Source organism: Streptomyces sp. NBC_01775, assembly GCF_035917675.1.
In the GTDB taxonomy this organism is placed as follows: Bacteria; Actinomycetota; Actinomycetes; order Streptomycetales; family Streptomycetaceae; genus Streptomyces.
Genome location: NZ_CP109104.1, coordinates 8,167,539 through 8,193,308 on the forward strand (window position 1 = coordinate 8,167,539; position 25,770 = coordinate 8,193,308).

Annotated in this window: 21 protein-coding genes; 15 read left to right on the forward strand and 6 right to left on the reverse strand. The window is 71.2% G+C overall.

Annotation, left to right across the window (positions count from 1 at the left end; genetic code table 11):
• Positions 1-32 precede the first annotated feature (32 nt).
• From OHB04_RS36025 to OHB04_RS36065, 9 genes are all read left to right on the forward strand, one after another.
• Positions 33-407: an FKBP-type peptidyl-prolyl cis-trans isomerase gene (locus OHB04_RS36025; RefSeq protein ID WP_326691836.1), complete on the forward strand. Its 375-nt coding sequence runs from the start codon at positions 33-35 to the stop codon at positions 405-407.
• 214 nt (positions 408-621) lie between these two features.
• Positions 622-1,611, forward strand: coding sequence for a helix-turn-helix transcriptional regulator (locus OHB04_RS36030; protein WP_326691837.1), 990 nt, complete (start codon positions 622-624; stop codon positions 1,609-1,611).
• Between the two features lie 16 nt (positions 1,612-1,627).
• A complete protein-coding gene (locus OHB04_RS36035) occupies positions 1,628-2,590 on the forward strand; it encodes a helix-turn-helix transcriptional regulator (RefSeq protein ID WP_326691838.1) in 963 nt (320 codons plus the stop codon).
• Positions 2,591-2,758: 168 nt separating this feature from the next.
• Positions 2,759-2,989: a hypothetical protein gene (locus tag OHB04_RS36040; protein WP_326691839.1), complete on the forward strand. Its 231-nt coding sequence runs from the start codon at positions 2,759-2,761 to the stop codon at positions 2,987-2,989.
• Between the two features lie 218 nt (positions 2,990-3,207).
• Positions 3,208-3,495, forward strand: coding sequence for a Sec-independent protein translocase subunit TatA (gene tatA / locus OHB04_RS36045; RefSeq protein ID WP_326691840.1), 288 nt, complete (start codon positions 3,208-3,210; stop codon positions 3,493-3,495).
• 51 nt (positions 3,496-3,546) lie between these two features.
• On the forward strand, positions 3,547-4,506 hold the full coding sequence (gene tatC, locus OHB04_RS36050; protein WP_326691841.1) for a twin-arginine translocase subunit TatC: 960 nt from the start codon (positions 3,547-3,549) through the stop codon (positions 4,504-4,506).
• 100 nt (positions 4,507-4,606) lie between these two features.
• Complete coding sequence (locus OHB04_RS36055; protein ID WP_326691842.1) at positions 4,607-7,423, forward strand: DEAD/DEAH box helicase; 2,817 nt, start codon at positions 4,607-4,609, stop codon at positions 7,421-7,423.
• A 105-nt stretch (positions 7,424-7,528) separates the two neighbouring features.
• Positions 7,529-8,662, forward strand: a complete 1,134-nt coding sequence (locus OHB04_RS36060; protein WP_326691843.1) for an epoxide hydrolase family protein — start codon at positions 7,529-7,531, stop codon at positions 8,660-8,662.
• 235 nt (positions 8,663-8,897) lie between these two features.
• Positions 8,898-10,079, forward strand: coding sequence for a phosphatidylinositol-specific phospholipase C1-like protein (locus OHB04_RS36065; protein ID WP_326809103.1), 1,182 nt, complete (start codon positions 8,898-8,900; stop codon positions 10,077-10,079).
• Positions 10,080-10,103: 24 nt separating this feature from the next.
• On the opposite strand, the gene OHB04_RS36070 is transcribed toward OHB04_RS36065, so the two are convergent.
• A complete protein-coding gene (locus OHB04_RS36070) occupies positions 10,104-10,955 on the reverse strand; it encodes a siderophore-interacting protein (protein WP_326809104.1) in 852 nt (283 codons plus the stop codon).
• Between the two features lie 70 nt (positions 10,956-11,025).
• The gene (locus OHB04_RS36075) at positions 11,026-11,931 is read right to left on the reverse strand and encodes a 5'-3' exonuclease (RefSeq protein ID WP_326693076.1); all 906 of its coding nucleotides are present in this window, start codon (positions 11,929-11,931) and stop codon (positions 11,026-11,028) included.
• A gap of 285 nt (positions 11,932-12,216) precedes the next feature.
• Between OHB04_RS36075 and OHB04_RS36080 the strand changes: the two genes are divergently transcribed.
• The 4 genes from OHB04_RS36080 to OHB04_RS36095 all read left to right on the forward strand — a co-directional run bounded on the left by OHB04_RS36080 (position 12,217) and on the right by OHB04_RS36095 (position 18,792).
• Positions 12,217-13,359, forward strand: a complete 1,143-nt coding sequence (locus OHB04_RS36080; protein WP_326691846.1) for a quaternary amine ABC transporter ATP-binding protein — start codon at positions 12,217-12,219, stop codon at positions 13,357-13,359.
• Complete coding sequence (locus OHB04_RS36085; protein ID WP_326691847.1) at positions 13,352-15,967, forward strand: ABC transporter permease/substrate binding protein; 2,616 nt, start codon at positions 13,352-13,354, stop codon at positions 15,965-15,967. The genes OHB04_RS36080 and OHB04_RS36085 overlap by 8 nt, the downstream gene beginning before the upstream one ends.
• A 458-nt stretch (positions 15,968-16,425) precedes the next feature.
• Positions 16,426-18,018 (forward strand): TROVE domain-containing protein, encoded by a 1,593-nt coding sequence (locus tag OHB04_RS36090; RefSeq protein ID WP_326809105.1) that lies wholly within the window; start codon positions 16,426-16,428, stop codon positions 18,016-18,018.
• A gap of 45 nt (positions 18,019-18,063) precedes the next feature.
• Positions 18,064-18,792 carry a helical backbone metal receptor gene (locus OHB04_RS36095; protein WP_326809106.1) on the forward strand — a complete coding sequence of 243 codons (729 nt, stop codon included), beginning with the start codon at positions 18,064-18,066 and terminating at the stop codon, positions 18,790-18,792.
• Here the strand turns inward: OHB04_RS36095 and OHB04_RS36100 are convergent.
• On the reverse strand, positions 18,758-19,951 hold the full coding sequence (locus tag OHB04_RS36100) for a TDT family transporter (RefSeq protein ID WP_326809107.1): 1,194 nt from the start codon (positions 19,949-19,951) through the stop codon (positions 18,758-18,760). The genes OHB04_RS36095 and OHB04_RS36100 overlap by 35 nt on opposite strands.
• 71 nt (positions 19,952-20,022) lie before the next feature.
• On the opposite strand from OHB04_RS36100, the gene OHB04_RS36105 reads away from it, so the two are divergent.
• Positions 20,023-21,003 carry a LysR family transcriptional regulator gene (locus OHB04_RS36105; protein ID WP_326809108.1) on the forward strand — a complete coding sequence of 327 codons (981 nt, stop codon included), beginning with the start codon at positions 20,023-20,025 and terminating at the stop codon, positions 21,001-21,003.
• A 129-nt stretch (positions 21,004-21,132) separates the two neighbouring features.
• Here OHB04_RS36105 and OHB04_RS36110 read toward each other — a convergent pair whose 3' ends face one another.
• The 3 genes from OHB04_RS36110 to OHB04_RS36120 form a co-directional block, all read right to left on the reverse strand.
• Entirely contained in the window at positions 21,133-21,909 is a 777-nt protein-coding gene (locus OHB04_RS36110) for a gamma-glutamyl-gamma-aminobutyrate hydrolase family protein (RefSeq protein ID WP_326809109.1), read from the reverse strand.
• A gap of 97 nt (positions 21,910-22,006) precedes the next feature.
• Positions 22,007-23,467, reverse strand: coding sequence for an ethanolamine permease (gene eat, locus OHB04_RS36115; RefSeq protein ID WP_326691852.1), 1,461 nt, complete (start codon positions 23,465-23,467; stop codon positions 22,007-22,009).
• 136 nt (positions 23,468-23,603) lie between these two features.
• The gene (locus OHB04_RS36120) at positions 23,604-24,326 is read right to left on the reverse strand and encodes a FadR/GntR family transcriptional regulator (protein WP_326691853.1); all 723 of its coding nucleotides are present in this window, start codon (positions 24,324-24,326) and stop codon (positions 23,604-23,606) included.
• 71 nt (positions 24,327-24,397) lie between these two features.
• On the opposite strand from OHB04_RS36120, the gene OHB04_RS36125 reads away from it, so the two are divergent.
• Positions 24,398-25,765 carry a glutamine synthetase family protein gene (locus tag OHB04_RS36125; RefSeq protein WP_326809110.1) on the forward strand — a complete coding sequence of 456 codons (1,368 nt, stop codon included), beginning with the start codon at positions 24,398-24,400 and terminating at the stop codon, positions 25,763-25,765.
• Positions 25,766-25,770: the final 5 nt, after the last annotated feature.

The window sequence follows — 25,770 nt, forward strand, 5'->3', positions numbered from 1 at the left end:
TGTCCCCCAGATTCTTTCGTAGGAGCAATTTCGTGAGCATCGACAAGCCCGAGGTCGACTTCCCCGAGGGTGAGGCGCCGGCCGACCTTGAGATCCAGGACCTGTGGGTGGGCGACGGCCCCGAGGCGAAGGCCGGGGACAACGTCTCCGTGCACTACGTGGGTGTCTCCTTCTCCACCGGTGAGGAATTCGACGCCAGCTGGAACCGGGGCAAGCCGCTCCAGTTCCAGCTCGGGGCCGGTCAGGTCATCGAGGGCTGGGACAAGGGCGTGCAGGGCATGAAGGTCGGCGGCCGTCGTCGGCTGACCGTCCCGGCGCACCTCGCCTACGGCGAGCGCGGTGCCGGCGGCGGGCGGATCAAGCCGAACGAGACGCTGATCTTCGTCTGCGACCTCATCTCGGTCTGAGCCGGTCGGTCCGTACCCGGGCCGGAGCCCGTCCGCTCTGCTCGATCCACCGGACGGTCCGAGCCGTCGGGGTGGGCCGGAACGCCTCCCGTTCCGGCCGCCCCCGCACCCATCGGGAGCCCCGCCCACGGCGGGGCTCCCTGCTTTTGTCCTCAGCCGCGGCGGCGGTACGGTCGAGGGCCGAGAACAGCATGAGAGAGGGCACAGGGAACCCATGGCGATTGCCAAGGCCGAGCGGCTGATGAATCTGGCGCTGTGCCTGCTGGGGGCCCGGCGCCCGCTCACCAAGCGTGAGCTGCGGGAGTCCATCGAGGCGTACGTCGAGACGTTCGGAGCGGGCGAGAGCCACGCGGCGAGCGAGGATTCCTTCAACCGCATGTTCGAGCGGGACAAGGATGATCTGCGCGAGCTGGGCCTGGTGATCGAAACCGTCGACAACCTCGACGGCGAGACGGGCTATGTGGCCCGTCGCGACAGCAACACCCTCCCGCCCATCACGCTGGACGCCGCCGAGGCCACGGCGCTCGGCCTCGCGGCGCGCGTGTGGCAGCAGGCCCGCCTCGCCGCAGCCGCCAGCGGAGCCCTTCAAAAGCTGCACGCGGCCGGCGGTATGCCGGGGGCCGTCCCCGAGCAGGCCGGTGAGCGCCCGCAGAGCACGCTGGAGCCGCACATCCCCGCCCGGGAGGCCGCGTTCGAGCCTTTGATGCTCGCCTGCCGCGACCGGCGCCCCGTCGTCTTCGACTACCGCAAGTCCAACGCGGCCCGCCCCGAGCGGCGCCAGGTCGAGCCCTGGACGCTGGAGTGCTGGCGCGGCCACTGGTATCTGGCCGGCTACGACCGGGAGCGGCAGGCCGAGCGGGTCTTCCGGCTCTCCCGGATCACCGGTCCTGTGCGCTCCCGCGCCGCGGCCTTCACCGCGTCCGTGCCCGACCAGGTCACCGTGCGCGAGACGGTCGAGCGCTGGGCGGGGGAGAGCGCCACCGCCAGCGCCCGCATCCGGCTGCGCTCCGGCTCCGGCTACCCGCTGCGCGCCCGGGCCCTGACGTCGCGGGAACTGGCCGAGGGCTGGGACGAGTTGGAGATCCCGTACGGGCACGGGCTGGACGCCTGGCTGGCGGAGTTCGGCCCGGACGTGGTCGTGCTGGAGCCCGCCGAGCTGCGGGCCGATGTGGTCGACCGGCTGCGCGCCGTGGCCAAGGGCTGAGGGGGAGGAGCGCCACATGGCTGTCAACGCCATCGATCAGACCCGCAGGATGCTCTCGCTGGTCACCTATCTGAGGGACCGTCCCGGTGCCCGCGTCGAGGAGGTCGCCCGTGCCTTCGGGATCTCCGAGGACGAGCTGATCTCCGATCTGAACGTGCTGCCCATGTGCGGCACCAGCTTCCGGGGCGGCGACCTGCTGGAGATCGACACCGACGGTGAGCGCATCTGGTGGCGGAACGCCGAGGCGCTCGGCAGCGACACGGCCCAGCCGCTGCGGCTGGCCGCCGACGAGGCCACCGCGCTGCTGGTGGCGGCGCGGGCCGTGGCCACGCTCCCCGGGCTGCGCGGCAGCGACCGGGACGCACTTCAGCGGGCCACCGCCAAGCTGGAGACGGCGGCGGGGGAGAGCGCGGGGGCCAGCTCCCGGCTCTCGGTCACCTTCGAGTCCGAGGGCGGCGTCTTCGCCGACGTCGACCGGGCCATCGCCGAGCGCCGCAGGCTGTGGCTGCGCTACTACTCCCCGGCCAGGGACGAGCTGACCGAGCGCGAGGTCGACCCGATCCGGCTGTTCGCCGTCGGCCACACCTACGTCGAGGCGTGGTGCCGCCTCTCGGAGGCGCGGCGCACCTTCCGTCTGGACCGGGTCGCCGAGATCAAGCTGCTGGACGAGCGCTCCGACCCGCCGCCCATCGAGCCCCGGGACCTGAGCGCCGGGCTGGTGCAGCCCTCGGAAGAGGATCCAGAGGTCGTCATCGAGGTCGGTCCCGGCGGGCGCTGGGTCGCCGAGTACTACCCGTACGACAGTGCCGAGGAGCTGCCCGACGGCGGGCTGCGGATCACGCTGCGCACGCCCGACCCGGCCTCCTTGCGCCGTCTGGGGCTGCGGCTGGGCAGGGACGGCCGGATCACCGCGCCGGCGGAGCTGGCCGACAGCGCAAGGGACGCGGCGCGCAGGGCACTGGCCGCCTACGGCGAATGAGGGGGCGGCGCGACGGGCAAAGCCTGTCGGAAGGGGCACCAAGCGGGCTCGGGGAAGTCAGGTGCGCTTCGGGAGCGCCCCGGAGGGGCGCGGGGAACTGCGCGACCAGCCACGACTCTCCCGCAGACGGCGTACCGGACTTCCAGCGGAGCGTTTAGGCTGCTCCCCATGCTCTGGCCGATGTTCTTTCTGGTGCTCGCGTTCTGCGGGATCGCCGTGCTCGGGGTGCTCGCCGTACGGGTCGGGCTGGAGGTGCGCCGTTTCTCACGTGCGGTCGGCGACAGCTCGGAGCGGATCACCCGGGCCGCGGAGAGCCTGGAGCGTGCGGCGATGCCGCTGGCGGCCCGGGGCGGCCGGCAGCCTGGCTCCGGCGAGACGCAAGGACCATTCGAGACATAGGAGACGCGAAGGCGGTCTCCTGGTCCGGACTAGGGAGGGGTAGGCTGCCCATGCCGCGTCGATGACGGCTGGAGCACGCAATCGGGCGTATGCACGGGGATTGCCCGGTGTTCACTCCACAGGGTTACGATCGATACCGGCACGTCAGCACGATGAAGCCAGTCCGATTCATCCGGCAGGCAAGGACACACGCCGCCCCGGCGAGAAGGTAGTGGCACATGATTGCAGGTTTGAAGCCCATGGAGATCGTTCTGATTCTCCTTGTCATCCTGCTGCTGTTCGGCGCCAAGAAGCTCCCGGACATGGCCCGTTCGCTCGGCAAGTCGGCGCGCATCCTCAAGAGCGAGGCCAAGCAGATGAAGAAGGAGGGCTCCGCCGAGGGCGAGGCCGAGGCGGGCAAGTCCGCCGACGCCCAGCAGGCGGCTCCCAAGACCATCCAGGCCGCTCCCGGTGATGTCGCGACCTCGCGTCCCGTCACCGAGCAGAACCAGCAGAAGCAGGGCTGACCGCCGCGCCCCCACGGGCCGTTTCCGACACTTCGAGACTGAGGACGAAGGTTGCTCAAGTCCGCCCGCAAGCAGGGTAAACGGGAGCAGGACCCCGAGGGCCGGATGCCCCTCGCGGAGCACCTGCGGGAGTTGCGCAACCGCCTGATGAAGTCGGTCCTGGCGATCCTCGTCGTCACGATCGTGGCGATGTTCTACTACAAGCAGATCGCCGAGTTCCTGATGGGACCCGTCCAGGATTCGGTGGGCTGTCCCGACGGCTTCGGTGAGTCCAAGGACGGCCAGACCTGCGCCGAGATCACCATCAGCGGCCTGATCGCGCCCTTCACGCTCATGCTGAAGGTGGCCCTCACCGCCGGTGTGGTCGCCGCCTCCCCGATCTGGCTCTACCAGCTGTGGGGCTTCCTCGCGCCGGGCCTGCACCAGCACGAGAAGAAGTACGCGCGCTCCTTCGTCGGCGTCGGGGCGCCGCTGTTCCTCGCGGGCGCCTGCCTCGCCTACGTGATCCTGCCGACCGCCGCCAAGGCGCTGCTGGACTTCAGCCCCGAGGGCGCGGGCAACCTGATCCCGCTCGACGACTTCCTCGACATCGTCACCCGCCTCGTCATCGTCTTCGGCCTGGCCTTCGAGCTGCCGCTGCTGCTCGTGCTGCTCAATGTCGGCGGCGTGCTGACCGGCAAGCGGCTGCTGGGCTGGTGGCGGGCCATGGTGCTGGGCATCACGGTCTTCGCGGCCGTCGCGACCCCGACCGGTGACCCGCTGACGATGTGCGCGCTGGCAGCGCCGATCGTCATTCTGTACTTCGGCGCCGTGGGGGTCTGTCTCTTCAACGACCGTCGCCGCCGCCGTACCGACCCGTACGCGGATCTCGACGACGACGAAGCCTCCTCGCTCGACCACACCCCCGAGGCCGTCGGCGCCACCGACGCCGTGCCCGGGCCGCGTCCGGTCTCCGACGACGACGAGCCCGGCGGGCCCCGCAGGCTGAACGGCTACGACGACGCCACCTGACGGCCGTGGGGGACTGCGAGGCTCTGACCACGGGGTTCGTGCCATGGGCCGGTAAAGATCGTGAGTTCTGTCAGAGGTGGCCGGTAGTCTCGTAGACACAATGACCGAGGACCTGTCCCCCGCTGAGCGGTACTCCGTGGCGCGCAAGCGTGCCGCGGAGCAGGCCACCGCTCTCGCCCCCTTCCGTGACCTGTACGACTTCGATCTGGACGCGTTCCAGATCGAGGCGTGCCAAGCCCTCGAAGCAGGAAAGGGAGTGCTGGTCGCGGCGCCGACCGGCTCAGGCAAGACCATCGTGGGCGAGTTCGCCGTCCACCTCGCCCTCAGCCAGGGCCGCAAGTGTTTCTACACCACCCCGATCAAGGCGCTGTCCAACCAGAAGTATCAAGACCTGGTCAAGCGCTACGGCGCCGCCAAGGTCGGCCTGCTGACCGGTGACAACAGCGTCAATTCCGAGGCCCCCGTCGTCGTGATGACGACAGAGGTCCTGCGGAACATGCTCTACGCCGGATCCAAGTCCCTGCTGGGCCTCGGCCATGTCGTCATGGACGAGGTGCACTACCTCTCGGACCGCTTCCGTGGCGCCGTGTGGGAGGAGGTCATCATCCACCTCCCCGAGTCGGTCGCCCTGGTCTCCCTCTCGGCGACGGTCTCCAACGCGGAAGAGTTCGGCGACTGGCTGGACACGGTGCGCGGGGACACCGAGGTGATCGTCTCCGAGCACCGGCCCGTGCCGCTGTGGCAGCACGTGCTCGCCGGACGGCGGATGTACGACCTGTTCGAGGAGTCCGGCGACAAGCGCGAGGTCAACCCCGACCTGGTGCGGATGGCCCGGATGGAGAACAGCCGGCCCAGCGGCCCCAGGGACCGCAGGGGAGGCCGTCCCAAGCGCGAGGCGGACCGGGAGCGGGAGCGCCGCCAGCGAGCCCGCATCTGGACGCCCAGCCGCCCCGAGGTGATCGACAGGCTGGACTCGGAGGGTCTGCTGCCCGCCATCACCTTCATCTTCAGCCGGGCCGGCTGCGAGGCCGCCGTCCAGCAGTGCCTCTATTCCGGGCTCCGGCTCAACGACAACGCGGCCCGCGCCAAGGTCCGCGAGCTGGTCGAGGAGCGCACCGCCGACATCCCCGACACCGACCTGCATGTGCTCGGCTACTTCGAGTGGCTGGAGGGCCTGGAGCGGGGCATCGCCGCGCACCATGCCGGGATGCTGCCGACCTTCAAGGAGGTCGTCGAAGAGCTGTTCGTGCGCGGGCTGGTGAAGGCCGTCTTCGCCACCGAGACCCTCGCGCTGGGCATCAACATGCCCGCGCGCTCCGTCGTGCTGGAAAAGCTCGTCAAGTGGAACGGCGAGCAGCACGCCGACATCACCCCCGGTGAGTTCACCCAGCTCACCGGCCGGGCCGGGCGGCGCGGTATCGACGTGGAGGGCCACGCGGTGGTGCTGTGGCAGCGCGGCATGGATCCGGGCGCGCTCGCCGGGCTGGCCGGTGCACGCACCTATCCGCTGCGCTCCTCCTTCAAGCCGTCGTACAACATGGCGGTCAACCTCGTCGCCCAGTTCGGCAGGCACCGCTCGCGGGAGCTGCTGGAGACCTCCTTCGCGCAGTTCCAGGCGGACCGCTCGGTCGTCGGCATCTCCCGTCAGGTGCAGAAGAACGAGGAGGGCATGGAGGGCTACCGCGCCTCGATGACCTGCCACCTGGGCGACTTCGCGGAGTACGCGCGGATGCGCAGAGAGCTGAAGGACCGGGAGACGGAGCTGGCCAAGCAGGGTGCCGTACAGCGCCGGGTGCAGGCCGCCGCCGCGCTGGAAAAGCTCAAGCCGGGCGACGTCATCCACGTGCCGACCGGCAAGTTCGCCGGGCTCGCGCTGGTGCTGGACCCGGGCGTCGGCGGCGGGCGCGGCAGCCAGGGCCGCAGGGGCTATGACCGGCACGCCGAGCCGGAGGGGCCGCGTCCGCTGGTGCTGACGGCGCAGCGGCAGGTCAAGCGGCTGGGCGCGATGGACTTCCCGGTGCCCGTCGAGCCGCTGGACCGGATGCGTATCCCCAAGAGTTTCAACGCACGCAGCCCCCAGTCCCGCCGCGATCTGGCCTCCGCGCTGCGCACCAGGGCCGGGCACCTGGTGCCCTCCCGGCACCGCAAGGAGCGCTCGGAAGCCGCCGACGACACCGAGATCAACAGGCTGCGCGCGGCCATCCGTCAGCACCCGTGCCACGGCTGCGACGAGCGGGAGGATCACGCTCGCTGGGCCGAGCGCTATCACCGTCTCAAGCGCGACACCCGGCAGTTGGAGCGCCGTATCGAGGGCCGTACGAACACCATCGCGCGCACCTTCGACCGGGTCTACGCTCTCCTGTCCGAGCTGGGCTACCTCTCCGGCGACCATGTCACCGACGACGGCCGGGTGCTGGCACGGCTGTACGGGGAGCTGGACCTGCTGGCCTCCGAGTGCCTGCGCGACGGCGTGTGGGAGGGCCTGCCGCCCGCCGAACTGGCCGCCTGCTGCTCGGCGCTGGTGTTCGAGGCGCGCAGCAACGACGACGCGCTGCCGCCCAAGCTCCCCGGAGGCCGGGCCCGCACCGCGCTCGGCGAGATGGTGCGCATCTGGGGCCGGCTGGACGCGCTGGAGGAGGACCACCGCATCACGGCGGCCGAGGGTGTCGGCCAGCGCGAGCCCGACCTGGGGTTCGCCTGGGCCGCCTACCGGTGGGCCGAGGGCCACGGGCTGGATGAGGTGCTCCGCGAGGCCGACATGCCCGCCGGTGACTTCGTGCGCTGGTGCAAGCAGGTCATCGATGTCCTGGGCCAGTTGGCAGCCGCTGCGCCGGATGTCGGCACGGTGCCGAAGAACGCCCGTAAGGCCATCGACGCCATGCTGCGCGGTGTCGTGGCGTATTCGAGCGTGGGATAAGGAACCCGGGAACAGCGTTTCGGGGACGAGGACCTGAAGGAACGGGTGTGCGGGGCCGGGCCCTTGCGGACAGAAGATGTCCGCAAGGGCCCGTACCTTTTCCGCATGACCTCACAGATCCGCCCGTTCCGTATAGACGTTCCCCAGGCCGGCCTGGACGACCTCCGCCAGCGGCTCGCCAGTACCCGCTGGCCCCGTGAACTGCCCGGTGAGGGCTGGAGCAGGGGCGTACCCGCGACGGTGCTGCGGGAGCTGGCGGACTACTGGGCCGACGGCTTCGACTGGCGGGCGCAGGAGGGGGCGCTCAACGAGTTCCCCCAGTTCATGACCGAGATCGAGGGGACGGATGTGCACTTCCTGCACGTCCGCTCTCCCGAGCCCGGCGCGCTGCCGCTGCTGCTCACCCACGGCTGGCCCAGCTCCTTCCTGGAGTTCACCCGCCTCATCGGCCCGCTCACCGACCCGCGCGCGTACGGGGCCGAGGCGGACCAGGCGTTCCACGTCGTCGTTCCGTCCGTGCCCGGCTTCGGCTTCTCCGGGCCGCCGAGCGGAACCGGCTGGGACGCGGCGCGGGTCGGGCGGCTGTGGGCCGAGCTGATGCGCCGCCTGGGATACCGGCACTACGGCACCCAGGGCGGGGACTTCGGGGCCTACGTGGCACCCGAGGTGGCGCGGGCCGATCCCGGGCACGTCGCCGGGGTCTACATCATCGCCGGGCTCGGCTTCCCGACGGCCGAGGACGTACCCGAGCTGACGGAGGACGAGCGGGCCTCCTACGAGGCGCTGATGGGGGCGGACTGGACGCGGGGCGTGGACCACCATGCGCTGCTGCGCGCCGCGCCCCAGACCTTCGCCTACGGCTGGAACGACTCACCGGTCGGTGCGCTGGCGTGGATGGCGCAGAAGTTCCACGAGTTCAACGCGACGGGCAAGCCGCTGGAGGAGACCATCGAGCGGGACCTGTTCTTGACGAATGTGAGCCTCTACTGGCTGACGGAGACCCTGGGTACCTCCGCCTGGCCCTACTACGAGAGCAGCGGCTTCGGCTGGCCGCGCGGCTGTACCGAGGCACCCACCGGCGTCTACAGCGGCCCGCCCGGTGTGCGCAGGCTCGCCGAGCGGCACACCAAGATCCTGCACTGGCCGGAGGGAAACCCCCAGGGGCACCACTTCCTCGCGATGGACCAGCCCGAGGCGATGGCCGCCGACATGCGGGAGTTCTTCGCCAAGGTGCGCTGAGGCGCCCGGCGGCGCGGGCCTGCCGCGGGGCAGCCCTTCTCGAAGTGGCGGGTCCTTGGCAGTGGCGGGTCCCTGGCGGGGGGCGGCGTGCGGCGTGTGCGGTGTTGACGGGCCGGGCACCGGGCGGGATGTTCAGCGGTGCGTCAACTGCCGGGCACGGGCTGGTCGTACGGGCCCGGCAGCGTCTCGTGTGACACGCGCGACCCCGCGCGTCCCGTCTCTCCAGGGGGCTCAAGTGCGTACGAGAACCAGATCCCTCCTCCGCCGCTGGGCCTGCGCCGTGACCGCGATCGCCGCGGTCGCGGCGCTCTCGTCCGCGGCCCAGGCCCGGCCCGGCGGCGGAGGCCACCACGGCGATCCGGCCGGGAACCTGAAGCTGACCCAGATCCAGGCCATGGCCACGCACAACAGCTACCACCGCGAAGCCTCCTTCGCCGAGCAGAAGCTGATGTCACAGCACGACCCGAACTGGCAGACGCTGCTCTACAGCCACTCTTCGCTGCCGGTGCAGTTCGAGCGGCAGCGCGCGCGGGGCATCGAGCTGGACGTCTTCCCCGACCCCGAGGGCGGGCTCTACGCGGATCCGCTGATCCGCAAGCAGGCCGGGCTGCCCCCGCTGGCCGACCCCGACTGGAAGAAGCCCGGCTTCAAGGTGCTGCACTGGGCGGACTTCGACTACCGCTCCACCTGTGTGACGCTGCGCGGCTGTCTGCGCGACGTCAAGAAGTGGTCCGACAGCCGTCCCGGGCATGTGGCCGTACCGATCCTGCTGGAGCTGAAGCAGACCGATCCGCGTCTGGAGGAGCTGGGCGGCGCCAAGAGCCCGCCGTGGGACACCGCGATGCTCGACGCGCTGGACAAGGAGATCCGCTCCGTCTTCCCCGACCAGGACACCGTCACCGCCGATGACATCCGCCGCCGGGGCGAGACGCTGGAGCAGTCCGTGCTCAAGAGGGGCTGGCCCAAGGTGCGGGACACCAGGGGGCAGGTCATGTTCTTCATGGACAACGACGCGCAGGACATCCAGGACGCGTATCGCGCCGGGGGGCGCGAGAGCCTCCAGGGGCGGGTGCTGTTCACCGACTCCGAGCCCGGGCGGGCGGACGCGGCCTTCATGAAGGTCAACGACCCCACCGGCGCGAACAAGGCAGTGATCCGTGACCTTGTGGGCCGCGGGTACTTCGTCCGGACGCGGTCCGATGTGCCGCTGGATCAGGCTTCGAGCGGGGATACGGGAATGCTGCGCGACGCGTTGGGCTCCGGGGCACAGATGGTGAGTACGGACTTCCCCGTTCCGGGGCTCGCCGCGCGGTACGGGTCCGACTACGTCGCCGAGCTGCCGGGGGACCGTCACAGGGTGGCGCGGTGCAACCCTGTGACGGCGCGGCACTGTCCGGGGGATGCGCTGGAGCGTTGATCGCCGCCCCTGGCGCAGAACCTCTCAGGCCGCCGGCTGTTGCTGCTCCTGCTCGGCCTCCACCTGCTCGTTCCACTCCTTCTTGGACGCCTGCCAGCCGTCCTCGTCCGCGCCCAGGCGCCAATAGCCGGAGATGGAGAGGTGCTCGCGGGCGATGCCGCGATCCAGGCGCAGGTGGCGGCGGAGGTCCTTGACGAATCCGGCCTCGCCGTGGACGAAGGCATGGACCTGGCCCGTGGGGAAGTCCAGGTCGCGAACGGCCTCGGTGAGGCGTTCACCCACGCGGGACGCGCCCCGGTGCAGCCATACGATCTCGGCACCGAGCGCCGGGGGCAGCTTCTGCTCCTCTTCCGGGCCCGCGACCTCGATGAACGCGCGTACGGGCGCGCCGTCCGGGATGTGGGCGAGCGCCGCGGCGATGGCGGGCAGGGCGCTCTCGTCGCCGGCGAGGAGGTGCCAGTCGGCCTCGGCGCTGGGCGCGTAGGCGCCGCCGGGGCCGAGGAAGCGCACCTCGTCACCGGGCGCCGCGGCCATGGCCCAGGGGCCGGCGAGCCCCTCGTCGCCGTGGACGACGAAGTCGATGGTCAGCTCCAGCGTCGCCGGGTCCCACTCGCGCACGGTGTACGTACGCGTGGAGGGCCACTGGTCGCGGGGCATCTCGGCCCGGATCTGCGCCATGTCGAACGGTTCGGGGTAGGTCACATCCGGCTGGGGGAAGAGCAACTTGACGTAGTGGTCGGTGTATTCGCCGGCCGGGAAGCCCGCCAGGGACTCGCCGCCGAGGACGACGCGCACCATGTGCGGCGTGAGCCGCTCGGTGCGGACCACTCGCGCGTGGTGGATCTGGGGCTGCTTGCGGGCCGGGCGGTCTGCCACGGGGGCCTCCTGGAACACGGCTGTGTGCTTTCAATACAGAGCTAAACTTAGGCTTACCTAAGCTAACAGATCAGCTGCCCAGAACCGAGAGCAGCCGCCGCAGTGAACCGCCCAGCCCCCAGCGCTCGGAGAGGGCTTCCAGCGCCTCCGGATCGCGCGGGGCGCGCGGCAGTGTCAGGTCGGCGTCGGGCAGTTCCACGTCGAGGGCGACCCGCACCACCCGAGGTGCGACCTCGAGGTAGTCGGCGGCCTCCCGGAACTTGGTGCGCTGCGACGGCGTCAGCTTCGTCGTGGGCTTTTCGACGGCCGCGAGGATCCCGGCCAGATCGCCGTACTCGGCCAGCAGTTTGGCCGCCGTCTTCTCGCCGATGCCCCGCACCCCGGGCAGGCCGTCGCTGGGGTCGCCCCGCATCAGGGCGAGGTCCGCGTAGCCCGAGCCGTCGACGCCGTACTTCTCGCGCAGCGCGGCCCCGTCGAACACGTCCAGGCTGCCGACGCCCTTCACGGGGTAGAGCACCCGCACCCCGCGCGCGTCGTCGACCAGTTGGAAGAGGTCCCGGTCGCCGGTGACGATGTCGACCGGGCCGCTCGCGCGCCCGGCGAGGGTGCCGATGACGTCGTCGGCCTCGTACCCCTCGGCACCCAGCCGGGCCAGGCCGAGCGCGTCCAGCACCTCCTCGATCACCGGGACCTGGGGGCTCAGGGTGTCGGGGGTCTCCTCCGTGTCCGGTCCGCCGGAGACCTCCTCGGCGACGCGGTGCGCCTTGTAGGAGGGGATCAGCTCGACCCGCCACTCGGGGCGCCAGTCGAAGTCCATGCAGGCCACCAGCGCGTCGGGGCGGTGGTCCTGGACCAGCCTGGCGATGAAGTCCAGCAGCCCGCGTACGGCGTTGACCGGGGTGCCGTCGGGGGCGCGGACCGAGTCGGGGACGCCGAAGTAGGCGCGGAAATAGAGCGAGGCGGTGTCCAGCAGCATCAGGCGGCTGTGTGCGGTGTTCGCTGTGGTAATGGTCACGGGCCGATGATGCCGTACGGAGCCGACAAGGACCGCTCGATCCCTTGGTGGCCAGCGCGTCCTTTTTGGCCTCTATGAAGCGTGTCACTGCCGGTTTGAGGTCTTGAATCGTGAGCAGAAGCAACCTGGCAGAGCCTTGGTGTAGGGTGCACTTTTCTGGTATGCGCCGTTTGCAGCGATTTACACCGCTCCATCTACAGCGTGCGGGGGGATGCCGGTCAACTGTTGTCGATCCAAGAGGTGAATGTGTCCAGGCTGAGAGCCGAGCACCTGTACAAGGTTTTCGGGCGGAGATCAGACCAGGCCGTATCCCGGCTGGAAGCCGGTACCGACCGCGAAGAGCTGCGTGCGCAGGGCACGACCGCGGCCGTGATCGACGCCTCTTTCGAGGTCGAAGAGGGTCACATATTCGTGGTCATGGGCCTCTCGGGTTCCGGCAAGTCCACGCTGTTGCGCATGCTCAACGGACTGCTGGAGCCCACGGCGGGCCGCGTGCTCTACGACGGTGACGATCTGACCGCCCTCCGCCCCCGCGAGCTGCGCGAGGTGCGCGCCAAGAAGATCAGCATGGTCTTCCAGCACTTCGCGCTCTTCCCCCACCGCAGCGTCCTGGAGAACGCCGGCTACGGCCTCGAGGTGCAGGGCGTCCCGCGCGAGGAGCGCGAGGAGCGCGCCACCGAGGCGCTGGAGCTGGCGGGCCTCAAGGGCTGGGAGAAGGCCTGGCCCGACGAGCTGTCCGGCGGAATGCAGCAGCGCGTGGGCCTGGCCCGTGCGCTGGCCACCGACGCCGACCTGCTCCTCATGGACGAATCCTTCAGCGCGCTGGACCCGCTGATCCGCCGGGACATGCAAGACCAGCTCCTGGAGCTCCAGAAGACCCTGAAGAAGACCATCGTCTTCATCACCCACGACCTGAACGAGGCCATGCGCCTCGGCGACCGAATAGCCGTCATGCGCGACGGCCGCATCGTCCAGATCGGCACCGCGGAGGACATCCTCGTCCGCCCGGCCACCGACTACGTCGCCTCCTTCATCCAGGACGTGGACCGCTCGCGGGTGCTCACCGCGGGTTCGATCATGGAGGACGCCAGGACCGACGCCGCCGCCATACGGGACGGCGAGCTGGACGAGGCCTCCACCGTCACCGCCGAAACGCCGATCGCCGAGCTGTTCACCCCGTTCTCCACCAGCGAGGACGCGATGGTCGTCACCGATGACGCGGGCACCCCGGTCGGCGTCATCGACCGCGAGAGACTGCTCGCGGCGCTGGCCGAAGAGCCACACGTCGAAAGCTCCGAGAGCCCCGGAGACCCCGAGCCTGCCGCACGCGCCGCCGGCCCCGACGCCGAGGGCGACGCCAAGGACGCAGGGGTGACCGCACGTGCCTGAGTTCCATCCCGGTGACTGGGTCGAGACCGCGGTCGACTGGCTGCAAACGCACCTCGCCTGGCTCTTCGACTTCATCAACACCGTTCTGACCGGGCTGTACGACGGGATCAACGGGGTCCTCGCGGGCGGCGAGCCGCTGCTGCTCGGGGCGATCTTCGCCGTCATCGCGTTCTGGCTGCGCGGACTGCTCGCCGGAGTCGTCGCCTTCGCCGGCTTCGCGCTGATCGACTCCTTCGGCCTGTGGGGCGAGGCGATGTCGACGCTTTCGCTCGTCCTCGCCGCGGCCGTGATCACCATCGTGATCGCGGTGCCCGCCGGCATCTGGGCGGCCCGCAACAAGGCCGTCAGCACCACGCTGCGCCCCGTGCTCGACGTCATGCAGACGATGCCCGCCTTCGTCTACCTGATCCCGGGCGTGATGTTCTTCTCCGTCGGCACGACCCCCGGTCTGCTGGCGACGATCATCTTCTCGATGCCTCCCGGCGTCCGGATGACCGAACTGGGCATCCGGCAGGTCGACAGCGAGCTGGTGGAGGCCGCCGAGGCGTTCGGCACCAGCCCCAAGCACACCCTCACCCGGGTGCAGCTCCCGCTGGCACTGCCGACGATCATGGCCGGTATCAACCAGGTCATCATGCTGGCGCTGTCCATGGTCGTCATCGCCGGTATGGCCGGAGCCCCCGGCCTGGGTGAGCGCGTCTACGCGGCCGTCACGCAGGTCCAGGTCGGCCTCGGTGTGGAATCCGGCGTCGCCGTCGTCATCCTGGCCATGTACCTGGACCGGATGACCGGTGCGCTCAACGCGCGGGTCTCCCCGCTGGGCCGCCGCGCCGCAGCCAAGGCCACCGCCGTGATGGGCCGGATGCGCTTCACCCGCTACAAGCCGGGCACGGCCGTGGCGCTGTGCGGCGTTGTCGTCCTCGCGCTGGTCGCGGGCGGCTTGAACATCGCCGGCACCAGCGCCGACGACGAGGCCGGCGGCTCGACGAACGTCGGCAAGGGCAAGCAGCTCAACATGGGCTACATCCCCTGGGACGAGGGCATCGCCACCTCCTACCTGTGGAAGGAGGTGCTGGAGCAGCGCGGCTACAAGCCGAACCTCACCCAGCTGGACGCCGGACCGCTCTACACCTCCCTCGCCCAGGGCAAGACGGACTTCCAGACCGACGCCTGGCTGCCGACCACGCATGCCCAGTACTGGGACAAGTACGGCTCCAAGATGGAGAAGCTCGGCGACTGGTACGGGCCGACCTCGCTGGAGCTGTCCGTGCCCAAGTACGTGAAGGGCGTCGACTCGCTCGCGGACCTCAAGGGACAGGGCAAGAAGTTCAAGGGCAAGATCATCGGTATCGAGTCCAGCGCCGGTGAGATGAAGATCCTCAAGGAGAAGGTCCTCAAGGACTACGGCCTGGAGGGCGAGTACAAGGTCGTCTCCTCCAGCACCTCCTCGATGCTCGCCGAGCTGAAGCGCTCCATCCAGAAGAAGGAGCCGGTCGCCGTCACGCTCTGGTCGCCGCACTGGGCGTACAACGCGTACGACCTGACCAAGCTCCAGGACCCCAAGGGCTCCTTCGGCAAGGGCGAGAAGATCCACAACGTCGCCCGGAAGGGCTTCGCCAAGGACGAGCCGACCGTGGCCTCCTGGCTGAAGAACTTCAAGATGTCCGAGAAGCAGCTCACCTCCCTGGAGGACAAGATCCAGGGCGCGGGCAAGGGCCGGGAGCAGGACACCGTCAAGGACTGGCTCAAGGACCACCCGGGCTTCGCGGACAAGATGGCACCGGTGCCCGGCGGCAAGCAGAAGAAGGGCAAGGACGCCGGAAAGCCCGTCAACATCGGCTACTTCCCGTGGGACGAGGCCATCGCGACCACCTACCTGTGGGAGAACATCCTGGAGGACCGGGGCTACAAGCCGAACGTGAAGCAGCTCGACCCGGGCCCGCTCTACACGGCCATGTCCCAGGGCCGGATGGACGTCCAGACGGACTCGTGGCTGCCGACCACCCATGAGCAGTACTGGCGCAAGTACAAGTCCAAGCTCACGGACGTCGGCAAGTGGTACGGCCCCACCTCGCTGGAGCTGTCCGTGCCCAAGTACGTCAAGGGCGTCGACTCGCTCGCCGACCTCAAGGGCAGGAGCAAGGAGTTCGGCGGCAAGATCACCGGAATCGAGTCCAGCGCGGGCGAGATGAAGGTGCTCAAGAAGGTCCTCAAGGACTACGGGCTGGACAAGGAGTACAAGGTCGTCTCCTCCAGCACCTCTTCGATGCTCTCCGAGGTCGACCGCTCGGTGAAGCAGAAGAAGCCGGTCCTGGCCACCACGTGGTCGCCGCACTGGGTCTACAACAAGTACCCCATGAAGAAGCTCAAGGACCCCAAGGGCTCCTGGGGCAAGGGCGACGACATCCACGTGACCGCCAAGAAGGACTTCAAGAAGGACTTCCCCGAGCTGCACGGCTGGCTGAAGAACTTCAAGATGTCCGAGAAGGACCTCGCCTCGCTGGAGGCCGCGATCCAGAAGGGCGGCAAGGGCAAGGAGAAGGAGTCCGCACGCAAGTGGATGGACTCCCGCCCGGGCCTCGTCGACAAGCTGGCTCCCGTCAAGTGAGCACCGGCGCCGTCTGACACGACAGCGCTCCGCGACACCGGGCCGCCCCGCTCTCCGTACGCCGGAGAGCGGGGCGGCCCGTCGCGTGCGGGGGGCATCCCGGTTGCCCGGAAAACCGTGTGACGGGGACAGCCGCCCGAACTACCGTCGTAGACGTGAACGAACGCACCTCCCGGTGCGCAGACGACGGCTACTTCTGGTCTGGAACGGGTTCAAGTCCCGAGCCGTCCCCGCCTGGTGCGGGGCGGTAATCACCCGTCGTCGCATCCGATCTCGGGGGGCGTGCTCGGCACACCGGAGCGCCCGGTGCGCGGGAGACGGATACTTCTTTCCCGAACCCACCGTCACCCCTTCCTGTCCTCGGGCGCTTTCCGGATGCCGTGCGCGTCCACCCCCGGATCCACCCTTCGTCCCCGGCTTCCGCCGGGTGACTTCGACATGCTCGGTTCGGGGGAATCGTGAGCAAGTTCAACCGTCAGGACACGACCGCGCGCAACGCGCTGACCGTCACCCACGAGGGCGGCAAGGCGTACGTACGCGACGCGAAGAGCGAGCTGGTCCTCCTCGCCGTGGTGAACATGGTCGGCGAGGACACCTTCTACGAGTCCGCCGAGCAGCGCGACAACCGGTACGCGGACCTCGTGCACACCGTCGCCGTCCAGGACGGCGCCTGGATGGCACGGTTCGTGGCCTGGCTGCGCGACGAGGCCCAGATGCGCTCGGCCGCGCTGGTCGCCGCCGCGCACGCCGTCTTCGCGCGCCTGGCCGAGAACCTGCACGGGGACAACCGGAAGATCGTGGACGCCGCCTGCCGTCGCGCCGACGAGCCCGGTGAGTTCCTCGCGTACTGGACGGCCACCTTCGGCCGCACCCTGCCCAAGCCCGTCAAGCGCGGCCTGGCCGACGCGGTGCGGCGGCTCTACGGCGAGAAGGCACTGCTGAAGTACGACATCGACAGCCACGCCTTCCGCTTCGGCGACGTCCTGGAGCTGACGCACGCCGCGCCCGAGCCGGACAAGCCGTGGCAGGGCGAGCTGTTCCGGCACGCGCTCGACCGCCGGCACGGCCGTGGCGAGCAGGTGCCCGAGGTGCTGCCGACCGTGCGCGCACGCGCCGAGCTGATGGCGATGCCCGCCGCCGACCGGCAGTCCGTGCTCACCCGGCCCGACGGCGCCGAGACGCTCGCGAGTGCCGGGATGACCTGGGAGGCGCTGGCCGGCTGGCTCCAGGGGCCGATGGACGCCGCCGCCTGGGAGGCCGTCCTGCCCTCGATGGGGCTGATGGCGCAGCTGCGCAACCTGCGCAACTTCGACCAGGCCGGCGTCAGCGACGCGGCGGCCCAGCGCGTCATCGACCGGCTGCGCGACCCCGAGCAGATCGCGCGCTCGCGGCAGTTCCCGTACCGCTTCCTGTCCGCCTACCGTGCCGCGCCCTCGCTGCGCTGGGCCCAGGCGCTGGAGGAGGCGCTCGCGGCCTCGACCGCCAACGTCCCGGCGCTGCCCGGCCGTACGCTCCTGCTCGTCGACGCCTCCGGCTCGATGCAGGCCGCCGTCTCGCGGCGCTCCACGGTCACGCACGCGGACGTCGGCGCGCTCTTCGGCGCGACGCTCGCCCACCGGGGCGAGCGGGTGGAGATGTACGGCTTCGCCTCCGGGCACTTCCGGCACCAGCTGACCGAGGGCGGCTCGGTGCTCCCGGCGATCGAGCGGTTCCGCTCGCGGCTGGGGGAGGTGGGCTACGGCACGGAGACGGTGGCGGCCCTGCGCGCCGCCTACAAGGGGCACGACCGGGTCGTGATCGTCTCGGACATGCAGGCGTTCCACCACCCCGGCGGCGGCGGGCGGGGCGTGTCCGTGTCCGAAGCTGTCCCGGCGGACGTACCCGTCTTCGGCGTCAACACGTCCGGCTACGCGCCGTCCGCGCTGGACACCTCGCGGCCGAACCGGTACGAGATCGGGGGCTTCTCGGACAAGCTGTTCACGATGATGGCCCTGCTGTCGGAGGGGGAGGCGGCTCGGTGGCCCTGGGAGCGGACCGGCGCGATGAGCTGACGGTGCCCGGCGTAAGGCGACGGCGCCCGGCGTAAGGTGCGGGGCATGCCGACCCGCTCTGTCGTCTCCCTGGTGCCGTCCCTCACCGAGGCGGTCGCGGTCACCGCGCCGGACTTGCTGGTGGGCGTCACCGACTGGTGCACGCATCCGCCGGAGCTCGGCGCCGCCAGGGTGCGGGGCACCAAGAATCCGGACGTTCCGGCCATCGTCGGGCTGGCTCCGGACCTGGTGATCGCGAACGAGGAGGAGAACCGCCCGCAGGATTTGGCAGCCCTGCGGGCGGCGGGACTGCGGGTGCTCGTCACCGAAGTCCGCACGCTGGAGCAGGGGTTCGCGGAACTGCACCGGGTGCTCACCGAGGGCTGCGGGCTGTCGCGTCCGGGCTGGCTCGACGCGGCGGAGACGGCCTGGCGTCAGGCGCGCGCCGAGTTCGACGTGCGGGCCGTGGTGCCCATCTGGCGCAGGCCGTGGATGGTCCTCGGCCGCGACACCTTCGCGGGCTCGCTCCTCGCTCACCTGGGCGTGCGCAACGTCCACGCGGCCGACGCCGAGCGCTATCCGAGGGTGCCGCTGCCACAGCTGGCCGCGCCGGGCCACGCCGAGCTGGTCGTCCTGCCCGACGAGCCCTACCGGTTCACCGCCGAGGACGGCCCCGAGGCGTTCCCCGCGACCCCCGCCGCGCTCGTCAGCGGACGCCATCTCACCTGGTACGGGCCCTCGTTGAGCGAGGCGCCGGAGGTCATCGGGGCGGCGCTGCGAGCAGCGCTCCGCTGAACAGGCCGCCCGCCGTGCGGACGGCCGCCGCCAGCCAGGCCACCACGAGGACGGCGTAAAGCGCGACGGACAGCCAGCCGAAGGCGTGCAGTCCGGTGTGCCGCTCCAGCGCGGCTGCCCCCGTCACACACGTGCCGACGGGGAAGGTGAAGGCCCACCAGGTCAGCGCGAACCCCATGCCCCGCCGTACCGCGCGCACCACCATGGCGCTCGACAGCGCCAGCCACAGCAGCGCGAAACCCATCACCGGCACCCCGTACAGCACCGAGGCCGCGCCGAACGTGCCGGGGGAGGAGTCGGCGAGGTTGCCCAGCGCCGTGGTCGACTGCCCCAGCGGGCCGAGCACAAGGAAGAGCGTGGGCGTCATCGGCAGCGGCAGCGCCCCGTGGTGGATCAGCCGGGAGAAGACCAGCGGCAGGATCAGCAGCGTCGCAAGCAGGCTCATTCCGAACAGCGCGTAGCAGCCCATCAGCATCGTCAGCCTCGCCTGTCCGGCCGGCAGGTGCGCGGCCAGCGGCGGGCCCAGCGCCGCCGCCACCATCGGCGCCACCACCGGCAGCAGCCACACGGGGTCGGCGGTGCCCGGCTCGATGCTGTGCCGGGTGGACATCAGATACGGCACGGCCACGGTCGCCAGCAGCCCCACGGCCGTGCCCGCCGTCCACAGCGCCATGTCCAGCCCGACGGCTCCGGGCACCGACAGGGCGAGCGCTCCGCCGCCGACGGCGAGCAGCGCCATCGACAGACAGCCGTAGAACGGCGCGACCGCCGGGTCCAGCAGGTGGCCGCGCGCCTGGTCGCCGTGGCGCGCCCAGTGCCCGGCGCGCGCCACCAGCAACGCCACCAGCATCGCGGCGGCCAGCACCCACACCGCCACCAGCGCCGGGCGCGGCAGCTGGAGGGGGAGGGCCTCGCCCGCGCTCGCGATGATCGCGGTGCCCATGACGGCCGCGTACCAGTTGGGGCCGAGTGCGCGCAGACCCGCGGGAGCCGGGGGCGCGGCGGGGGACCCCGCCCGGGACGGATCTGCCAGGGAGGCAGCCGCCGGGGAGGGAGCCGCGGTGGAAGTCGCGGCGGAAGGAGTCGCGGTGGAGGGCTCCGCCGTGGAAGGGCCGTCCGGCGGTGGGGTGCCGGGGTCGGCCTGCGGGGATACGGTCATGCCCTCCACACTCGTCCCGCCCGCGCGCTCCCACCAGGGAGTACACCCCTATGAGGGCATAAGGTGGCCTTATGGGAACCGAGGAGCAGCGCAGGCAGGGCGAGCGGCGCAGGCCGGACGAGCAGCACCGCCCGGGTGAGCGGCGCAGGCCGGGGCTGGCGCACCGGGTGCCGGAGCTGGGGGCGCTGGAGCTGCTCCTGGCCGTGGCGCGGCTCGGCAGCCTGGGACGGGCGGCGCGGGAGACCGGCGTCAGCCAGCCGGCCGCCAGTGAGCGCATCCGTTCCATGGAGCGGATGCTCGGTGTCACGGTGCTGGAGCGCTCGCCGCACGGCTCGCGCCTGACCCCGGCGGGAGCGCTGGTCACCGACTGGGCGCGGCGCATCGTCGAGTCCGCCGAAGCCTTCGACGCCGGAGCCGGCGCCCTGCGCGACCGCCGCGACTCCCGGCTCAGGGTCGCCGCCAGCATGACGATCGCCGAGTATCTGCTGCCCGGCTGGCTGATCGCGCTGCGCACGGAACGGCCCGACACCGCGGTCTCACTGCACGCGGGGAACAGCTCCGCCGTGACGCGCATGCTCCTCGACGGCGAGGCCGACCTGGGATTCGTGGAGGGGCTCGGGATACCGGCGGGGCTGGACGGCACGGTCATCGCCCACGACCGGCTGGTGGTCGTGGCGGCACCCCGCCACCCCTGGACCCGCCGCCGCGCCCCGCTGGAGCCGGCCGAACTGGCGCGCACCGGGCTGGTGCTGCGCGAGCCGGGTTCCGGGACCCGGCAGGTCCTCGACTCCGCCCTCGCCGACCACGGCGGCCTGGCGCCCCCGCTGCTCGAACTCGCCTCCACGACGGCCGTCAAAGCCGCCGCCGTCAGCGGCGCCGGCCCCGCCGTGCTCAGCGAACTGGCCGTGGGGGAGGAGCTGTCGGCCCGCCGGCTGGTCGAGGTCCCGGTGGCGGACACCGAACTGAGCCGCGCGCTGCGCGCCGTATGGCCTCGCGGTGCCCGCCCGGCGGGCCCGGCCCGCCACCTGCTGTCGCTGACCCGCGCCCGGTGAGAGGGCCCGACCGGGCCCCGACCAGGCCCTGAGGTGTCGGCTCAGGCCCGCCGCCTAAGCGGTCCGCCGGGAGGCCGGTGCGTCATCTGCGGGTCCGTCGTGGCTTGTCGCGCAGTTCCCCGCGCCCCTTCAGGGCGCTGCGGAACCGCACCGGACTTCGCCGGACCCGTGAGCCCCCTCGCGAACCCGCCTTCCGGCCTCCGCCCCGGCGACGAGGGCGCGCATCAGGCGGAGGTCCTCGCCCGCCTCGGGGTGCCACTGGACCGCGAGCGCGAAGGCGGCGGCGCCGGGGAGTTCGACCGCCTCGACCGTGCCGTCCTCCGTCGCGTACGCCCCCGCGACGAGGCCCTCGCCGAGGCGGTCGACGGCCTGGTGGTGGTACGTCGGGACGTCCACAGGGCCGGGCAGCACCTGGGCGAGCAGCGTGCCGGGTACGGGCTCGACCGGGTGGGTGGAGAAGATGCCGGGCGCGCCCCGGTGCGCGTGGGTGCGGGGCAGGTGCTGGACGAGGGTGCCGCCGCAGGCGACGTTGAGGATCTGCATCCCCCGGCAGATGCCCAGCAGCGGCACCCCCTGGGTGAGGGCCTCGCGGGTGAGGGCCAGCTCCCAGGCGTCGCGCTCCGGATGGGCCGGGCCCGTCTCGGGCGCCCGCCGTGCCCCGTAACAGGCGGGGTCCACATCGGGGCCGCCCGCCGTGACGACCGCGTCGAGGCGGGCGACGGTGTCCGCCGCCGCCCCCGGGCCGCCGTCGGGGGGCAGCAGGACGGCCCGCGCGCCCGCGCGCTGGACCAGCCGGTGGTAGCCCGCCGGGAGGAGCGCCGCGGGCAGGTGCCAGTCGCCCCAGTGGGCGCTCGGCTCCAGATAGGTGCTGATGCCGATGAGCGGGGGCGGGGCTGTGCGCGTCACGTGTCCTCCGGCTGTGCCATGTGCTGTGCGAGTGCGCTGTGCGAGTGCGCTGTGCGGGTGCGCTGTGCCTGGTGCGGGCCCCAGCCTGCCGCAGTTCCTACGTCAGTTCCGCCTCCGCCTCCGCCAGCGCGGCGAACTCCTCCTCGGGTGCGGCGGCGACGAGGCGGTGCCGGGAGTAGAGGGCGAAGTAGGCGACGGCCACCGCGTAGACGACGAGCGCGATCAGCGCCGCCTGCTTGTCGACCAGGAACGTCGCCACCAGTGCGGACAGCGCGAGGACGAAGGCGACCGACGAGGTGAGCACCCCGCCGGGGGTGCGGTAAGGGCGGTGCAGCCGCGGCTCGCGCCTGCGCAGCACGATGTGCGAGAGCGACATCAGGGCGTAGGAGATGGTCGCGCCGAACACCGCGATGTTCAGCATCTTCGCGCCGTCCCCGCTGCCGGCCGCCAGTGCGAAGCCGAGGGCACCGGGCAGCAGCAGGCCCAGGTAGGGGGCTTTGCGGCGGCTGGTGAGGGACAGGAAGCGCGGCAGGTATCCGGCGCGGGAGAGCGCGAACAGCTGGCGCGAGCCCGCGAAGATCAGCGAGAAGAAGGAGGCGACGAGCCCGGCCAGGCCCGCGTAGTTGACGATGCGCGAGAGCGTCGTCGCCTTGCCGTCCGGCTGGAGCGCCTCGACCAGGGGATTGCCCACGTCCTGGATCGCGGCGGAGCCGCGCGCTCCGGTGGCGGCCAGGAAGGTGAGCAGCGCGAGGAGCAGCAGGATGCCCATGGACCAGGCCATAGCCTTGGGCAGCGTACGCGCCGGGTCGCGGGTCTCCTCGGCGGCCAGCGGCACCCCTTCGACGCCGAGGAAGAACCACATGCCGAACGGGAACGCCGCCCAGATCCCCAGCACTCCGAACGGCAGCCAGGAACCGGAGCCGAAGGCGCCGGAGTCGGCCGGGATGTCGTCGAGGTTCGCCGTGCTGAACTCGGTGAACGCGCCGACGACGAAGACCAGCAGCGCGGCGACCGCGATGGCGGTCACCACCAGCGAGAAGCGCAGCGCCTCGCCGACGCCCCACAGATGGACGCCGATGAAGAGCACGAAGCAGACGAGGTAGACGGGCCAGCCCGACTCCAGGCCGAACAGGCCCAGCGATTCGACGTAGTCGCCGATGAAGCAGACGATCGCGGCCGGGGCCAGCACGTACTCGATCAGGATCGCGGTGCCGGTGAGGAAGCCGCCCCACGGGCCGAGCGCGCGGCGCGCGAAGCCGTAACCCCCGCCCGCCGTGGGCAGGATGGCGGACAGCTCGGCGAGCGCGAAGACCATGCAGGTGTACATGAGGCCCATGAGGACCGCGGCGATCGCCAGCCCGCCGAAGCCGCCCTCGGCCAGGCCCGCGTTCCAGCCGGAGTAGTCACCGGAGACGACATAGGCCACGCCCAGTCCGGACAGCAGCAGCGGGCCCGCGCTGCCGCGCCGCAGCGTACGGCGCTCCAGGTACGCCGCGTCCGGGTCGGCAGGCGCCGCGGGGCCGCCGGCTCCCGTGGGTGACTCTGTTTCTTCGGACATACGCCACACTCCCGCCGTCAGCCATTGGTGTGCTGGCATACCTTTGTGCGGAGGTCCGGTGCGGCGCAACCCCTGTGCATGAACGCGCTGTTACGGCATGCCCCGTAGCGGACGGCAAGGGGTGGAACCGGGTGTCTCAGGACAGAAAGCCGCGAAGCAGCGAGGCGGTGCCCGCGCAGTGCTCACGCGCGACGGCACGGGCACCCTCGCCGTCGCCCTCCAGCACGGCCGCCACCAGCGCCGCGTGCTGCTGCTGCGCGTGCTCCAGGTTCCTGACGAGCAGCGGGATCCGGTTCAGCAGGTCGTTGAGGGTGGCGCGGACAGCGGCGTACTGCGCCGTCAGCGAGGGGGAGCCCGCCAGCTCCACGAGCGTGAGGTGGAACAGGGTGTCGTGCCTGCGGTAGTCGCTCAGCGCCGCCTCACTGGTCGCGCCCAGCGCCTGGCGCAGCCGCGCCGCCTCGGCCTCCGACAGGCCGCGCGCCGCGCACAGTTCGGCCGCGCCCGCCTCCAGGACCTCGCGGAAGCGGAGCGTGTCTTCCAGGCCGTGGCCCGCGGCCCGGTCCCGCAGCCGCTCGGGGGCCTCGCCGCCCGCCGCCCCGTACGGCAGGACGAACGTGCCGCCGTAGCGTCCGCGCCGGCTCTCCACGACGCCCTGCTCGGCCAGCACCCTGAGCACCTCGCGGAGGGTGACCCTGCTGATGCCGAGCCGCTCGGCCAGCTCCCGCTCGGCCGGCAGCCGCTCGCCCTCCGGGACGAGGCCGAGGCGCACGATCTGGAGTATCTGCTCCAGCGCCTCCTCGAAGCCGTTGCCCGCCCGGACCGTCCGCAGCACCGTCGCCAGCCTGTCGTCCTCCCGCATGGAACCCCCTTCCGTTTCAATGGTCTTCACGACTACCTTATGGCTTCCGCGGACCGACAGGAGGCCCACTCGTGGCAGACCGCACACCACCGCTCGCCGTCGGCGAACTGCGCAGACTCGTCGAGGGCGGCGAGATCGACACCGTCGTCCTCGCCTTCACCGACATGCAAGGACGCCTCCAGGGAAAGCGGTTCGCCGCGCCCTACTTCCTCTCCGACGTGCTCGACGGCGGAAGCGAGGGCTGCAACTACCTCCTGGCCGTCGACGTCGACCTCAACACCGTCGACGGCTACGAGATGTCCTCCTGGGAGCGCGGCTACGGAGACTTCGCCATGCACGGCGACACCGCCACCCTCCGCCGCGTCCCCTGGAACCCCGGCACCGCGCTGCTCACCGCCGACCTGGCCTGGCACGACGGCAGCCCGGTCGCCGCCTCGCCCCGGCAGATCCTCCAGCGCCAGCTCGCCCGCCTCGCCGACCGCGGCTGGGGCGCCTACGTGGGCACCGAGCTGGAGTTCATGGTCTTCCAGGACACCTATGAACAGGCGTGGGACGGCGGCTACCGCGGGCTGACCCCGGCCAACCAGTACAACGTCGACTACTCGATCCTCGGCACCGGCCGCGTCGAGCCCCTGCTGCGCCGTATCCGCAACGAGATGGCCGCCGCCGGCATGATCGTCGAGTCCGCCAAGGGTGAGTGCAACCTGGGACAGCACGAGATCGCCTTCCGCTACGCCGAAGCGCTCACCACCTGCGACCAGCACGCCCTCTACAAGACCGGCGCCAAGGAGATCGCGGCGCAGGAGGGCCAGGCGCTCACCTTCATGGCGAAGTACGACGAGCGCGAGGGCAACTCCTGCCACATCCACCTCTCCCTGCGCGACGAGTCCGGCGCCGCCCTGCTCGCCGACGAGGCGGGGGAGTACGGGATGTCGCCGTTGATGCGGCACTTCCTGGCCGGACAGCTCGCCGCGATGCGCGAGTTCACCCTCCTGTACGCGCCGAACATCAACTCCTACAAGCGCTTCCAGCCCGGCTCCTTCGCCCCCACCGCCGTCGCCTGGGGCCCGGACAACCGCACCTGCGCCCTGCGCGTCGTCGGCCACGGCCACGGGCACCGCCTGGAGAACCGCGTGCCGGGGGGCGACGTCAATCCCTACCTCGCCGTCGCCGGAATGATCGCCGCCGGACTGCACGGCATCGACCACGAACTGGAGCCCCCCGAGGCGTGCACCGGAAACGCCTACAAGGGCGACGCGGCGCACGTGCCCAGCACCCTGCGCGAGGCCGCGGAACTGTGGGAGGACAGCTCACTGGCCCGTGACGCCTTCGGTACCGAGGTGGTGGACCACTACCTCAACATGGCCCGGGTGGAACAGCGGGCATTCGACACCGCCGTGACGGACTGGGAGCGCTATCGCTCCTTCGAACGTATGTGAGGGCT